Source organism: Acidovorax sp. GW823-FHT02H02 (assembly GCF_058797075.1).
This window is the reverse complement of sequence record NZ_JBXAJH010000006.1, coordinates 19,157-32,083: the sequence shown is the minus strand read 5'-3', so window position 1 is coordinate 32,083 and position 12,927 is coordinate 19,157. Positions and strand designations below refer to the sequence as shown.

General features: G+C 61.4%; 14 protein-coding genes and 1 tRNA gene. 8 read left to right on the top strand and 7 right to left on the bottom strand.

The features are described 5' to 3' along the window. Positions 1-12: 12 nt before the first annotated feature. The 3 genes from atpG (at position 13) to AC1RDS_RS08180 (ending at position 2,811) form a co-directional block, all read left to right on the top strand. Positions 13-879, top strand: a complete 867-nt coding sequence (atpG, locus tag AC1RDS_RS08190) for a F0F1 ATP synthase subunit gamma (protein ID WP_092699389.1) — start codon at positions 13-15, stop codon at positions 877-879. A gap of 33 nt (positions 880-912) precedes the next feature. After that, positions 913-2,319 (top strand): F0F1 ATP synthase subunit beta, encoded by a 1,407-nt coding sequence (gene atpD, locus AC1RDS_RS08185; protein WP_303834395.1) that lies wholly within the window; start codon positions 913-915, stop codon positions 2,317-2,319. Positions 2,320-2,394: 75 nt separating this feature from the next. Beyond that, positions 2,395-2,811, top strand: coding sequence for a F0F1 ATP synthase subunit epsilon (locus AC1RDS_RS08180; protein WP_092699425.1), 417 nt, complete (start codon positions 2,395-2,397; stop codon positions 2,809-2,811). Positions 2,812-2,912: 101 nt separating this feature from the next. Here the strand turns inward: AC1RDS_RS08180 and AC1RDS_RS08175 are convergent, their stop codons facing one another. From AC1RDS_RS08175 to AC1RDS_RS08165, 3 genes are read right to left on the bottom strand one after another with little or no spacing between them, the layout of a single operon-like run. After that, a complete protein-coding gene (locus tag AC1RDS_RS08175) occupies positions 2,913-3,437 on the bottom strand; it encodes a TPM domain-containing protein (RefSeq protein ID WP_492226758.1) in 525 nt (174 codons plus the stop codon). Positions 3,438-3,439: 2 nt separating this feature from the next. Beyond that, positions 3,440-4,348, bottom strand: a complete 909-nt coding sequence (locus AC1RDS_RS08170; RefSeq protein ID WP_492226757.1) for a TPM domain-containing protein — start codon at positions 4,346-4,348, stop codon at positions 3,440-3,442. Between the two features lie 13 nt (positions 4,349-4,361). Next, on the bottom strand, positions 4,362-4,955 hold the full coding sequence (locus AC1RDS_RS08165) for a LemA family protein (protein ID WP_492226756.1): 594 nt from the start codon (positions 4,953-4,955) through the stop codon (positions 4,362-4,364). Between the two features lie 269 nt (positions 4,956-5,224). Here AC1RDS_RS08165 and AC1RDS_RS08160 point away from each other — a divergent pair, with 269 nt between their 5' ends. Further along, entirely contained in the window at positions 5,225-6,289 is a 1,065-nt protein-coding gene (locus AC1RDS_RS08160) for a YheT family hydrolase (RefSeq protein WP_492226755.1), read from the top strand. Next, entirely contained in the window at positions 6,282-6,812 is a 531-nt protein-coding gene (locus AC1RDS_RS08155; RefSeq protein ID WP_348682859.1) for a DUF2946 family protein, read from the top strand. The genes AC1RDS_RS08160 and AC1RDS_RS08155 overlap by 8 nt, the downstream gene beginning before the upstream one ends. Positions 6,813-6,895: 83 nt before the next feature. On the opposite strand, the gene AC1RDS_RS08150 is transcribed toward AC1RDS_RS08155, so the two are convergent. Then, entirely contained in the window at positions 6,896-7,708 is an 813-nt protein-coding gene (locus AC1RDS_RS08150; protein WP_348682861.1) for a c-type cytochrome, read from the bottom strand. A 382-nt stretch (positions 7,709-8,090) separates the two neighbouring features. Between AC1RDS_RS08150 and AC1RDS_RS08145 the strand changes: the two genes are divergently transcribed. Both AC1RDS_RS08145 and AC1RDS_RS08140 read left to right on the top strand, forming a co-directional pair. After that, positions 8,091-8,166: transfer RNA gene (locus AC1RDS_RS08145), tRNA-Arg, on the top strand. Positions 8,167-8,880: 714 nt separating this feature from the next. Then, positions 8,881-9,843, top strand: a complete 963-nt coding sequence (locus tag AC1RDS_RS08140; protein ID WP_492226754.1) for a toll/interleukin-1 receptor domain-containing protein — start codon at positions 8,881-8,883, stop codon at positions 9,841-9,843. Between the two features lie 397 nt (positions 9,844-10,240). Here AC1RDS_RS08140 and AC1RDS_RS08135 read toward each other — a convergent pair whose 3' ends face one another. Genes AC1RDS_RS08135 through AC1RDS_RS08125 form a run of 3 tightly spaced genes read right to left on the bottom strand, consistent with a single transcriptional unit; the run spans position 10,241 to position 12,581 of the window. Beyond that, the gene (locus AC1RDS_RS08135; RefSeq protein ID WP_492226753.1) at positions 10,241-11,098 is read right to left on the bottom strand and encodes a hypothetical protein; all 858 of its coding nucleotides are present in this window, start codon (positions 11,096-11,098) and stop codon (positions 10,241-10,243) included. Between the two features lie 15 nt (positions 11,099-11,113). After that, positions 11,114-11,761 (bottom strand): helix-turn-helix domain-containing protein, encoded by a 648-nt coding sequence (locus AC1RDS_RS08130; RefSeq protein ID WP_086928565.1) that lies wholly within the window; start codon positions 11,759-11,761, stop codon positions 11,114-11,116. 19 nt (positions 11,762-11,780) lie between these two features. Continuing rightward, positions 11,781-12,581 (bottom strand): TIGR04255 family protein, encoded by an 801-nt coding sequence (locus AC1RDS_RS08125; RefSeq protein ID WP_236748685.1) that lies wholly within the window; start codon positions 12,579-12,581, stop codon positions 11,781-11,783. 97 nt (positions 12,582-12,678) lie between these two features. On the opposite strand from AC1RDS_RS08125, the gene AC1RDS_RS08120 reads away from it, so the two are divergent. Further along, complete coding sequence (locus tag AC1RDS_RS08120; RefSeq protein ID WP_204247594.1) at positions 12,679-12,843, top strand: hypothetical protein; 165 nt, start codon at positions 12,679-12,681, stop codon at positions 12,841-12,843. The last annotated feature ends 84 nt before the right edge of the window (positions 12,844-12,927 follow it).

Sequence of the window (12,927 nt, the reverse complement as noted above, 5' to 3'; positions counted from 1 at the left end):
CGAGGAGCCATCATGGCAGCAGGCAAGGAAATACGCGGCAAGATCAAATCGGTGGAAAACACCAAGAAGATCACCAAAGCCATGGAGATGGTGGCTGCATCCAAAATGCGCAAGGCGCAGGACCGGATGCGTGCCGCCCGTCCCTACAGCGAGAAGATCCGCAACATTGCAGCCAACCTCGGCCACGCCAACCCCGAATACGTGCATCCGTTCATGAAAGTGAACGATGCCAAGGTGGCGGGCATGATTGTGGTGACGACCGACAAGGGCCTGTGCGGCGGCATGAACACCAACGTGTTGCGTGCCGTGACGACCAAGTTGCGTGAGCTGCAGAGCGCTGGCGTGTCCACCGAGGCCGTGGCCATTGGCAACAAGGGTTTGGGTTTCCTGAACCGTGTCGGCGCCAAGGTGGTTTCGCATGCGACGGGTCTGGGCGACACGCCCCATCTGGACAAGCTGATTGGTCCGGTGAAGGTGCTGCTCGATGCTTATGCAGAAGGCAAGATCAACGCGGTGTACCTGAGCTACACCAAGTTCATCAACACCATGAAGCAGGAATCGGTGGTGGAGCAGTTGCTCCCCCTGTCGTCCGAGCAGATGCATGCCGAGAAGACGGAGCATGGCTGGGACTACATTTACGAGCCCGATGCGCAGAGCGTCATTGACGAGCTGCTGGTCCGTTATGTCGAGTCCCTGATCTACCAGGCGGTTGCGGAAAACATGGCGTCCGAGCAGTCGGCACGCATGGTGGCCATGAAGGCCGCCACCGACAACGCCGGCAGCGTCATTGGCGAGTTGAAGCTGGTCTACAACAAGACGCGCCAGGCAGCGATCACGAAAGAACTTTCGGAAATCGTGTCCGGCGCCGCTGCTGTGTAAGCAGCTCAACCAACATCTAAATTGGAGCGAAAAATGGCTCAAGTGCAAGGCAAGATTGTTCAATGTATCGGCGCTGTGGTGGACGTTGAGTTCCCCCGCGACCAGATGCCCAAGATTTACGACGCTCTGAAGCTCGAAGGCTCGTCCCTGACGCTGGAAGTGCAGCAGCAGCTGGGCGATGGCATCGTGCGTACCATTGCGCTCGGTTCTTCCGACGGTCTGCGCCGCGGCATCATGGTGACCAACACCGGCAACCCCATCACCGTGCCCGTGGGCAAGGCGACGCTGGGCCGCATCATGGACGTGCTGGGCGCGCCCATCGACGAACGGGGCCCTGTCAGCCAAGACCTGACCGCATCCATCCACCGCAAGGCCCCTGCGTACGACGAGCTGTCGCCTTCGCAAGAGCTGCTGGAAACCGGCATCAAGGTGATCGACCTGGTCTGCCCGTTCGCCAAGGGCGGCAAGGTGGGTCTGTTCGGCGGCGCCGGCGTGGGCAAGACCGTGAACATGATGGAACTCATCAACAACATCGCGAAGGCCCACTCGGGTTTGTCGGTGTTCGCTGGTGTGGGCGAGCGTACCCGCGAAGGGAACGACTTCTACCATGAAATGGCCGATTCCGGCGTGGTGAACCTGGAGAAGCTCGAAGAGTCCAAGGTTGCCATGGTGTACGGCCAGATGAACGAGCCCCCAGGCAACCGTCTGCGCGTGGCCCTGACCGGTCTGACCATCGCGGAATCCTTCCGTGACGAAGGCCGTGACGTGCTGTTCTTCGTGGACAACATCTACCGCTACACGCTGGCCGGTACCGAAGTGTCCGCTCTGCTGGGTCGTATGCCTTCCGCCGTGGGCTACCAGCCTACGCTGGCCGAAGAAATGGGCCGCCTGCAAGAGCGTATTACGTCCACCAAGGTCGGTTCGATCACCTCCATCCAGGCCGTTTACGTGCCAGCCGATGACTTGACCGACCCCTCGCCAGCCACAACGTTTGCCCACCTGGACTCCACCGTGGTGCTGTCGCGCGACATCGCTTCGCTGGGTATCTACCCCGCCGTGGACCCGCTGGACTCCACCAGCCGCCAGCTGGACCCGAACGTCGTGGGTGAAGACCACTACACCACGGCGCGCGCCGTGCAGGGCACGCTGCAGCGCTACAAGGAACTGCGCGACATCATCGCCATTCTGGGCATGGACGAACTGGCGCCTGAAGACAAGCTGGCCGTGGCCCGTGCGCGCAAGATCCAGCGTTTCCTGTCGCAGCCTTTCCACGTGGCCGAAGTGTTCACGGGTTCGCCTGGCAAGTACGTTCCGCTGTCGGAAACCATCCGTGGTTTCAAGATGATCGTGAATGGTGAGTGTGATCACCTGCCAGAGCAGGCGTTCTACATGGTCGGCACCATTGACGAAGCCTTCGAAAAGGCCAAGAAGGTGGCCTGATTGCGCAATGGCTGACCGGTTCCGGCCGGCCAGCCTTTCGCTAATCCTGCCAACCCTCTTTTCCCAGGAGCAATGATGAACACCATCCACGTCGATGTGGTCAGTGCCGAAGAGTCCATCTTCTCCGGTGAAGCGCGCTTTATTGCGCTGCCCGGCGAAGCGGGCGAACTGGGTGTGTACCCACGCCACACTCCGCTGATCACGCGCATCAAGCCCGGCTCGGTGCGCATTGAAATGGCCGATGGCAGCGAAGAGTTTGTTTTCGTGGCCGGCGGCATTCTGGAAGTTCAGCCCGACTGCGTGACCGTGTTGTCCGACACCGCCATCCGTGGCAAGGATCTGGACGACGAGAAGGCCAATGCTGCCAAGGCTGCTGCAGAAGAAGCCCTGAAAAACGCCAAGAGCGAGATCGATCTGGCCAAGGCGCAATCCGAACTGGCCGTCATGGCCGCGCAGATCGCCGCCTTGCGCAAGTTCCGCCAGAAGCGGTGAGTTGACCTTTCGGTTGATCGCCCATGAAAAAACCCGGCTTGGCCGGGTTTTTTCATGGGCACTTTGCAATCCACGGCAAAGCATGCCGTGATGCACCCAGGTCACTGGATATGCGGTTCGTCGGGCAATTCGTTGGGGCGATCCCTGCTGGCGCAGGTGGGGAAATGGCGGCACAGCAGTGCTGTCACCTCGTCCACGGCCTGATCCAGACCCTGTTCGAAATGGCCCGCGCGGAAGGCGGATGACATGCGGGCAACCATCTGCTGCCACTCGCTGCTGGCGACATGCGCGTGCAGCCCCCGATCGGCCACGATGTCGATCGAGTGTTCCGCCAGCAGGAGGTAGATGAGCACACCGTTGTTGTGCTCGGTATCCCACACACGCAGCTTGCTGAACATCATCAGTGCGCGCTCACGAACGGGTGCCTGGCGCAGCAGATAGCTCCAGGGCAGGCCGCCTTCGGCGCAGATGCGGATCTGACCGGTATGCCGCCGTTCGCTGGCCGCGATGCGGGCAGTCAGGCGCTGCAGGGCGCTTTCCGGCAGCGCGCGGCGTACGAACGGATCATTCCAACGGTGCCGCAACAGGCGGGCAAGGGCGCCAATCCAGGAAAAAGGTCCAGCCATGTTCACCAGTCTCCCGAGGCGCCACCGCCCCCAAAATCGCCACCACCGCCCGAGCTGAAACCACCGCCACCGCGGGAAGATCCGCCGCTCCAGCCACCACCGCCACCGGTGCCTCCACCCCAGCCGCCGCCACGCCCGTGCCCGGACATGGCACGGGAGGAGGCGCTGAGCAACGTGTAGACCAGCGCGGCCAGGCCTGCCAGGCCGGCCAGCAGCACACTGGCCGTGGCCACATAAGCCACGACCCCCGCCAAGGCCCCGGTCAGCACCGTGCCCACGGCATTGCCGAGCAGGGCGCGAACCACGGGGCCAACCACCGTGACGCCCAGAAACAGGAAGATGGTCCATTCACCCCAGTCGATGGCGTCGTTCTGGGCTGACGTGCGCGCCGGCGATGGCGGTTCGGGCAGGCCTTCGTTGGCGATGCGGGCGGCAATCAGCGTGACAGCGGCTTGCAGGCCGCCGGCAAAATCGCCTTCGCGAAAGCGCGGCTTCATGGCGGTGTCGATGATGCGGGCCGCGGCGATGTCAGGAATGGCCCCTTCCAGCGTCTTGGCGACCTCCAGCCGCATCTTGCGGTCGTCTTTGGCCACGAGCACCAGCACGCCATCACCGACCGCGCGGCGGCCGATTTTCCAGTCGTTGGCGACGCGGTTGGCATAGCTGGCGATGTCTTCGGGGGCCGTGGTGGCCACCATCAGCACCACCACCTGCGCGCCTCTGGATTGTTCGAGGGCTGCCAGTTGCTGCTCCAGCGCCTGCAGCTGGCCAGGGTTCAGGGTGCCGGTCTGGTCCAGCGCGCGGGCGGTGAGTGCCGGAACAGGTTGCAGCGTGTCGGCGCGGGCATCGCTCCAGTCAATCGCTATAAATAATATAGCTAATAGCGCAATGCGGATAAGCGCTAAAGGCATAAATTATCACATATCAGGGTTTGGATGCCGAAAAATCCACCGCGGGGGGCGTCGTGATCTGCGCCTCGTTCTGTACACTGAAAACAGGTTTGGGGGCGTAGCTGAACGCCATGGCGGTCAGGTTGGTGGGGAAGCTGCGCGCCAGCACGTTGTATTCCTGCACCGTCTGAATGTATCGGTTGCGGGCTACGGTAATGCGGTTTTCCGTGCCTTCCAGCGTCACGCGCAAATCCCGAAAACCCTGGTTGGCCTGGAGGGTAGGGTAACGCTCGGCCACCACCATCAGCCGTGACAGTGCACCCGATAGCTCTCCCTGCGCGGCCTGAAATTTGGCGAAAGCGGCGGGATCATTGAGGGTTGCCGGCGTCACCTGAATGGAGGTGGCCTTGGCGCGGGCCTCGATCACCTTGGTCAGCGTATCCTGCTCGAAGCTGGCTTCACCCTTCACCGTGGCGACGATGTTGGGCACCAGATCGGCGCGGCGCTGGTACTGGTTGAGCACCTCGCTCCAGGCGGCCTTGGACTGTTCATCCAGGCGCTGAAAATCGTTGTAGCCGCAGCCTGACAAGAGCAGTGCAGCCGTGAGAAGGGCAAAAAGACGTTTCATGGTGGCGGGCCTGTGTCTGAAGAAGCGGGATTGCAAAGAGCCAAGTGCCTTCGAATTCTGCCGCAAGGCGGGCGTGGCCCCAAGACCCGGGCAGCGCTGGCGCCGTCCGGGACAACGCACAATACCAGTCTTGCGACCGCCACCCCAACCCATGACCCGTGCAGACAGCGATGCCGCCACCCAGCGTGCCCCTGCAGTCCCCTTTGAAGCGGCGACTTGCCAGGCGCGTCAGCAATGGGTGGCCGGAATGGCTTGTGCAGGGAGAAAAAATGCCTGAAAAACCTGCTGAATGTGCCCAGGAATCCCTGAACTATGTGGCACCACGCTGGTTGCCCGGAGGGCAGCTGCAGACGATCTGGCCGGCACTGTATTCGCGGCGTGTGGCGGGGGTGCCGCTGCCTTACCGGCGCGAGCGCTGGACGACGCCCGACGCAGATTTTGTGGACGTGGACTACCTCGCAGACGGCGTGCCGCCGGGCATGCAGCGGCCGTTGCTGGTGGTCTTCCATGGCCTGGAGGGTTCTTCCCGCAGCCACTACGGCGAGGCTTTTGCCGATGTGGCCCGCGAACGCGGCTGGGCCTGTGCGCTGCCCCATTTTCGCGGCTGCAGCGGTGAAATCAACCGAGCGCCCCGGGCCTACCATTCGGGTGATTACGAAGAGATGGGCTGGATTCTGCAGCGCCTGCGTTCGGCCCACCGTGGGCCGCTGCTGGCGGTGGGTGTCTCGCTGGGCGGCAACGCACTGTTGCGGTGGGCAGCAGAGGCCGGAGCGCAGGCAGGGCGCTGTGCTGATGCCGTGGCAGCGGTGTGCTCGCCGCTGGATCTGGCGGCCGGGGGCAGGGCGATTGGTCGGGGGTTCAATCGGCAGGTGTACACACGCATGTTCATGCGTACGCTCATTCCCAAAGCCCTGCAAAAGCTGGCGCAGCATCCGGGTCTGTTTGACCGTGATACGCTGCTGCGGGCGCGTGATCTGTATGCGTTCGACAACGTGTTCACCGCGCCCTTGCATGGCTTCAGAAACACAGAGGACTACTGGTGTCGCGCCTCTGCCAAGCCCTTGCTCCACCGCATCCGCATCCCCGCGCTGGCGGTCAATGCCCGCAATGATCCCTTTGTGCCGGCAGCAAGCTTGCCGACCGCCAGCGAGGTGGGGCCGTATGTCCGTTTGTGGCAGCCGCTGCACGGCGGGCATGTGGGTTTTGCACAGGGCTGCCTGCCAGGGCATGTGCGTGCCATGCCGCAAGCGGTGGCGATGTGGCTGCACCAGCATGCCCATGGATCGCCGGACGCAGGCGTGGCGCTGAACGGAGCACAATCGGCCCATGGATGACATCGTCAAACAGGCCCTTGCCAAGTGGCCCAATGTGCCCGCTTGCTACGGCTGGCTAGGTCTTGATACGCGCGGGCGGTGGTACCTGCGTGACGATGCCGTGCAGGCGGCAGGGCCTTTCCCCCAGAGTCGGGGCTCCTTGCTGCAGCACGAAAAACTCATCGACTTCATTGAGCGCAACTACGAGCAGGACGCCCAGGGGCAGTGGTTTTTTCAGAATGGTCCACAGCGGGTATACGTTGAGCTGGAATGCGCGCCCTGGGTGTGGCGGGTCGAACCAGACTTTTCGCTACGAACCCACACGGGCGCCAAAGCCGTTGCGTTGGACTGTTTGCAGGATGAGTTCGGTCGGATTTTTTTGACCTCTGCCATCGGAGTGGGCCTGGTTCACACCCTGGACATGGGGTTGGTGGCGGACGCCGTGGACCAGGGGATCTGGTCGCCGCAAGCGGCGCTCAATAGCGAACTGCCGGGCCGGTACGGTTTTGTGTTGAGTCCCAAGGCGCACAGTTCGCAGCGCTGACGCGTCCGTCTGGGTGGGGGTGCCGCCCATTGCGGACACAAAAAAGCCGACCCCACGGGTCGGCTCAGGTCCAGGAGCTGGGATTACTTGGCCGCAGCAGCCATGTAATCCACGGCAGCACGCAGGTCTGCATCCGATGCCTGGGTGCCGCCGCGTGCTGGCATACCGCCCTTGCCCTGCACGGCATTGGCATACACCGCATCCATGCCAGCAGCCAGGCGAGGAGTCCAGGCGGTTTTGTCTCCAAACTTGGGTGCGCCTGCGATGCCGGCACCATGGCACACCTGGCAAGCCTGCTTGTACAGATTCTCGCCATTGGCCGATGCCGTGGTGGTTGCGGCTGCCGCCGGTGCCGCGGCAGCGGCAGTGGCTGGAGCTGCGGGAGCCGCAGGAGCACCTGCGGCCGCTGGTACTGCAAAGGTGGCGCCAGCAGCATTCGCCATGTAGACCACCGCACGGGCTATCTCGGTGTCATTGAACTCGCCACCACCCTGTGGTGCCATGGCATTCTTGCCCTTGAGTGCGGACTGAACCAGTGCGTCCAGGCCCGTCTTGATGCGTGGGCCCCAGGCGGCAGCATCCCCGAGCTTGGGAGCGCCTGCTGCGCCCGTGGCGTGACAGGCGGCGCATTGCCCCTTGTAGACATCCTCGCCACCGCGCAGTGGGCGGTTGGCGTCGCGGATTTCCACCAATCCCACCTTCTGGATGCGCTCGGCAATGGCTTTTTCGGGATTGGCCGAGCCCGCCGCCGTCTTGTTGTCGGAAGTGACATACAGGACGAGGCCAATGATGGCGAAGATAGGAATCACAAACGAGAAAATGACCGCGACCAGCAGCTGCTTGGGGTTTTTGATCGGGCCGGTATGCGCTTCTTCGTGATGGTTGTTATCGCTCATGACGTCCTCAGGGTATCGGGGGCTTGATGAAATCAACCTTCGATTATAGATGTGATGATCTATTGCCAGTGCAGACTGCGACGCCTTCGATGGAGGTGCATAGACTCCGGGTGGCACAAGCGAGCTCACAGGCCCGCGACAGAGGAGCCGCAGGCGCGACGATGTGTCGGCGCCTCTGGCCTCTTGTTGTTGCGATTGGGTGCCCGCAGCGCATGATTCCGCAATGGATTTGTGGGTGTTCGAGTGCTTGCTCGTGCAATAATCGCAGGATTGGTTCAGTGCATCTCATGCGGCTGTAGCTCAGTGGATAGAGTATTGGCCTCCGAAGCCTATAGTCATTCGGGCTGCCAGCGGAATTTTGAGTATTGGTCTTTTAAGAGTTGCGGCTGTAGCTCAGTGGATAGAGTATCGGCCTCCGAAGCCGAGGGTCGTGGGTTCGATCCCCGCCAGCCGCACCAAAATCAATGACTTACGTGGATTTTTCATGGCCCACGTAGTCGTCTCCCAACCTCCCCAACTCTGAAAATTGCACCTTCTGTGGGCTATCCAGCCACCGAGGCCCATGGTCGTGGTGCTGGATGCGCAGAACTTTATGGCCCATCTATGGCCCACGCGTGGCCCAGCACCAGTGTGGAGTTGGCAACTTTTAGGATTTTTTGACTATTGGCCCGCTGGCCCATGGAAACCTCTCTCGCTTAACGCTTGAGATGGCCTGACGCGGTTTGTATGGCCTCGCAGTGTTGAAACCATCTGTCCCGCACCGCGCTATGAAGATTTCTCGCGAATGAGCAAACGCTGCCAGTTTGTCTTCAGCGGCAGGCTTGCTAGGGCATTAGATGGCGAACCGAGAGAGGGTAATTGCACACTCGCGTTAGTGACAGAACTGCAGCGATTGCTGCTGTTGCCGGTCAGGCACTGCACTCACGGTCTTGGCCACATTGCGGTCAATCGGCCAACGCGCCTGAGGCCACAGGAATGACCGGTTTCGACGGCAGTGCTGACATCGTCAGCGGTCGATGCCCAGGCAGCGCCGCTTCGGTCGGCCCGATGACTGCTCCTCAAGGCGCCGAACTCACGCACCCGACCCTAAGCAGGCGAAGAAATCTCGAGATTGGGCGCTCCGAAGCGGACGCGCGCAACCCCTCTGGTCGAGGATGCCTGTACCATCGTGCGTGAACAAGTCTCAGGGAATCGCGATGGATGGTTTAGGTTTTGTTCGAGGTGATCACCTCTCGATTGCCGACGGCTGTTTTCTCCCGTACGCTGATCTTTTGGGGCTGGTTCAAGCGCGGCTTCACGAGATGGTCTTCAAGCATCCCGAGTTGAAGAACTACGTTCCGAAAATGATGGATGTTGACCTGTTCTTCACCTGGGACGGCGACAAGTTCATGCTCTTGGTATCTCCGGAGAAGCGTGGACATCTTCCCGCCAGAGGCATGGAAACGAAGCACCTGCCGAAGCTTCGCGAGGAAGGCCATGACCTGCTTGGCCCGATGGATGACTTCGTTGACATCAGTGAGATTCAGACAACGAAGGAGATGTTCCAGGCGATGCAGTTCACCGAGGGCTTCGGTGCGGCTGGCATATTCCCTGCGGGGACGTACGATGACACGTCCAAGGCAAAGAAGGAGGCCGCTGGCCTCGCTGTTGCCCAACTCATGATTGCCTGGGCGCAGAAATGGAGACACGCAATGGAGAACTCGCGGATTTTCTTGAGCCATAAGGGGGCGAACAAGCCCCTCATCGACAAGGTCGATCAGGCGCTCAGGCTCTTGGGCCTCAAGACTTGGTTTGACCGCGATGACCTCTCCGCGGGCGACCCGCTGGTGCGCGGCGTTGACAACGCCTTCGCGGAGTGCTCCGCAGCGGTATTCTTCCTGTCAAGTCAGTTCGTTGACGCAGGCGTCATTCAACGCGAGATCGACCGAGCGATCCACGAACAGACGATGCGTGCCGACGGGTTCAGGGTCATCCCTATCGTGTTGGCCCAACATGGCGGCTCAGACGACAGAGTTCCCGCCCCATTGAAGATGCTTGTGTGGAAGACCGTCGATGACATCGACATCGTGCCGACGATCCTGAAGGCGCTGCCTGAGTCCGCGAAGGCACAGATCAAGTACACGCCGCATAAATAACGAAGGGACCATCAGGCCCCTTCGCGTTTTCGGCTATCTGTGCGGTCAATTCGGTTCCTGGTACTCACAGGCTCGGCGCGTATCCCGCGAATGTCGCGTTGAACGCAAGGTGGCGGCGCGCGCTCCTAATCCGTTCCAGACAAATGGCACATTGGGACCTCCGCCGGGCCGCTGACAGCCAGCCCGATTACGGACGGTCGTAACGAACCGCTTGTGACACTCAGCGATCTTTCACTCCTGGCGCCTGACCGGCTGCTCTGCAGCGATAGCGGTAGTTCGCCCTGAAGCGACTGATTCACACCGTATTGGTCACATATCGGTGATTGGAGTGCCTCACCGCGATTCTGGTGGAGTGCCGCTGTAGCAACCATCTCTATGACGCGGCTACCCCTTGCCCCTACGCCGGTATTTCACCAACCGGAAGGAAGTCGCCCTGATCATCATCTCGCAGGCTGATGAACTCCAGGCGCCACTGATCCACGCGGCGTAGATCAGCCAGTGTCAGGTGGGTGTCTGCCACGGCTTCGCAAGCGTCGAGCGCGATCTCCGTGGCTAAGTCGGGCATGCCGTAGGTCTTCTCGAACAGCTCGCGCAGCTGCCCGGCGACCCGCTCAGCCGACAGCCTCGCGTTGATGCCGCCCTCGGTTGCGTCGTACACAATGGACATTGACAGGGCGTATGGCTCCCCTTCGACGGCTTCTGCGCCCCGGTGCTTGCCCAGATCGAAGAACAGCCCGACCAGGTACTTCGCGTCGGGTTCCAGAATCTTGGCGATCAGCTGTTCGACGGTACGCTTGCCAGATAGCTTGCGCAGCCGCTCCTCGAAAGCATTGGGGAAGACCGGTCGGCCGTATCGCGCGGCAAGCCATTGCTTCAGGGCACGCTTCGCGTCAACCGGCAGTGTGAGACTGTTGTCTTTGACTGCGCGCTCGGCGAAGTCACCTTTCGGTACGCTTCGGCGATCACCATGCCGGAGCTCAAGAATCAACGGTGCAGCGTCGGCGCCCGCGTAGGCGAGGTGGAGTCGTCGCGGGTTCTTGGCGTAGGAGAGCTGCGGGTCAGGCTTTGGGTCCTTGACAACCAACTCGGCGACGATGACCTCGACGCGGTGCTCGCTTGCATGCGGCAAGTCGCAGTCATGGGTGATGACAATGACGCGGTGTCCGTGGTGGGTCACGCCGACCAAACCCAATGCAGCAGCTGCCTGGCAAGTTATAAGATCACCCTGTCGCCAGTCCGTATCGCGCGCCAGCATCTATCGCCCCCCGACCTATCGCTCGGGGGATCCGGGAATGGACACCTCGGTACGCCAATCTTCCGAGGGCTTCGCTTTCGACTTCGCCAAGCCTGATCGGTCGTAAGCTGCATCCATCGCCTGGGATTCGGCGATCAGCGACTGGATGTGCGATGGCAAGAGTTGACCGGCAGCAGCGAGATCCATCAAGGACCGGCCCTCAAATGCCTTCATCTTCAGCATGGAAGACGCACGAGTGATGTCAGCATCTCGAAAAGCGTCGGCTGCATGGCTCAGGGCGTGAATCCGCTCGAACTTGTCAGGCTCTGGCGTCGCTTCTCCGCCGATCCACTTGTAGATTGCCTGTCTGGAGACGCCGAACACCGTGGCCAGATCAGCGATGGCCGGATTCAACACCTGGCGGATGTTGCCGAGGTGGTCAGATGCTGATCGCAGATCAGGGCGTTGCTCCTGGCTGTCATCAGCCATCTCGACGTCGACGTGAAAGGGAACTCGCGCTTCCAACATCTTGCGCCAGTCACCTGCGCGAGAGATGTCGAAGACGCTGCCCGTGCCACCGACCGCAAGGGCCGAGCCAAGCAACGCAAAGGCTGCAGTGGCGGCAGCGCCAATCGGCGCGGCGAACGGCATCGGTCGGTAAGTAGGTAGTGTCGCGGTGTACATGGCGTCGGTTTCGGCTGGTTTAGGCCCATGCATCGCGCGCGTTATCCGTCGTGGTCGCTCCGAAGACAGACTTGATGGTCGCATGCAGCGAGAGCACCTGCTTATCTAGGATGTCCATATCAATAGGCATGCTGCCTTCGACAAAGTGGTCCGTATCGATGACCGCATGCGCCCGGGCCTCCTTCACCTCGAATTTCGGATTGATCATCAAGCCGTTGGGCTGCATGTCTGGCGGGAACCCCAAAGGCGCGGTCATCCTATGCACCCGTGTCACGAGCGTCCCGGTCCGCACCAGTGGGCCGGTGTCCGTCCCAAAGACAGATTCCGTCAGCCTGTACCGCTGCGTTGCATTGAACTCAATGCCGTGCAATCCACCGACGAGGTACTGCTCCACGCTCTCTCCGGCGCGAGGCAACACGGCATCTAGGTAGCGAAGGCCCAACCGACTGACATGATCGAGGGTGGCCACCTCGTGCACGGCCGCCAAGCCGCGCAGTAGCTCCGGTATGAACTCGTTGTGCGTGTCGTAGTGGGTCGTGTGGTACGTGATTGCAGACGGCGCTAGGATGAAGCCGGCTGTACGGTCGCTGCGCGTGATGAGCCAGGAGACCGTATGCGTAATCTGCGGCTCTGCTTGCTGCGCTTGGCCAGGGCCCGGCACAACCAGGTGCGTGACCTGTTGCGGCTCGAACAACGGATATCCCTCGCGCCGCAGACGATCCTGGATCTGATCCACGTACTTGGACATCGCTGCGACAGGATTAAAGTGCGCCTGCGCGAGCGCGTAGTACACCGGCGCGTTCGACATCCTCTCGCTCACTGGTAAGCTCCAATCTTCTCTTGGTTGACAGTTCAGTTGTCAGTTTACACCTTAGTTGACACTGCGGCCAGAAAATTCGCGCGCCATTCTCCAAGTATTGCTGCAGAACCCGCGCCGGTGGGACCCCGCCGAGCCGACCGACGACGCGCACAAACAGCAGGTTTTTGAAGACCTAGCCAACTCTCTGTCCGCCAAGACGCTGGACATCGCCACCAGCCGCGTTCGGGCCGAGCGGATGCCGGGAATGGCAGTCGGCGTTTAACCAGTTTGGTCGTGGTTCTAGCTACAGGCATTCCTCGATCATCGGCAGACACATCCACGAGGGCGTTGCGCTGATTCCTGACGT

What these genes read in the sequence shown, in the direction of transcription:
- atpG (WP_092699389.1), top strand. Translation starts at nt 13, where the DNA reads ATGGCAGCAGGCAAGGAAATACGCGGCAAGATCAAATCGGTGGAAAAC.
- atpD (WP_303834395.1), top strand. Translation starts at nt 913, where the DNA reads ATGGCTCAAGTGCAAGGCAAGATTGTTCAATGTATCGGCGCTGTGGTG.
- AC1RDS_RS08180 (WP_092699425.1), top strand. Translation starts at nt 2,395, where the DNA reads ATGAACACCATCCACGTCGATGTGGTCAGTGCCGAAGAGTCCATCTTC.
- AC1RDS_RS08175 (WP_492226758.1), bottom strand. Translation starts at nt 3,437, where the DNA reads ATGGCTGGACCTTTTTCCTGGATTGGCGCCCTTGCCCGCCTGTTGCGG.
- AC1RDS_RS08170 (WP_492226757.1), bottom strand. Translation starts at nt 4,348, where the DNA reads ATGCCTTTAGCGCTTATCCGCATTGCGCTATTAGCTATATTATTTATA.
- AC1RDS_RS08165 (WP_492226756.1), bottom strand. Translation starts at nt 4,955, where the DNA reads ATGAAACGTCTTTTTGCCCTTCTCACGGCTGCACTGCTCTTGTCAGGC.
- AC1RDS_RS08160 (WP_492226755.1), top strand. Translation starts at nt 5,225, where the DNA reads ATGCCTGAAAAACCTGCTGAATGTGCCCAGGAATCCCTGAACTATGTG.
- AC1RDS_RS08155 (WP_348682859.1), top strand. Translation starts at nt 6,282, where the DNA reads ATGGATGACATCGTCAAACAGGCCCTTGCCAAGTGGCCCAATGTGCCC.
- AC1RDS_RS08150 (WP_348682861.1), bottom strand. Translation starts at nt 7,708, where the DNA reads ATGAGCGATAACAACCATCACGAAGAAGCGCATACCGGCCCGATCAAA.
- AC1RDS_RS08135 (WP_492226753.1), bottom strand. Translation starts at nt 11,098, where the DNA reads ATGCTGGCGCGCGATACGGACTGGCGACAGGGTGATCTTATAACTTGC.
- AC1RDS_RS08130 (WP_086928565.1), bottom strand. Translation starts at nt 11,761, where the DNA reads ATGTACACCGCGACACTACCTACTTACCGACCGATGCCGTTCGCCGCG.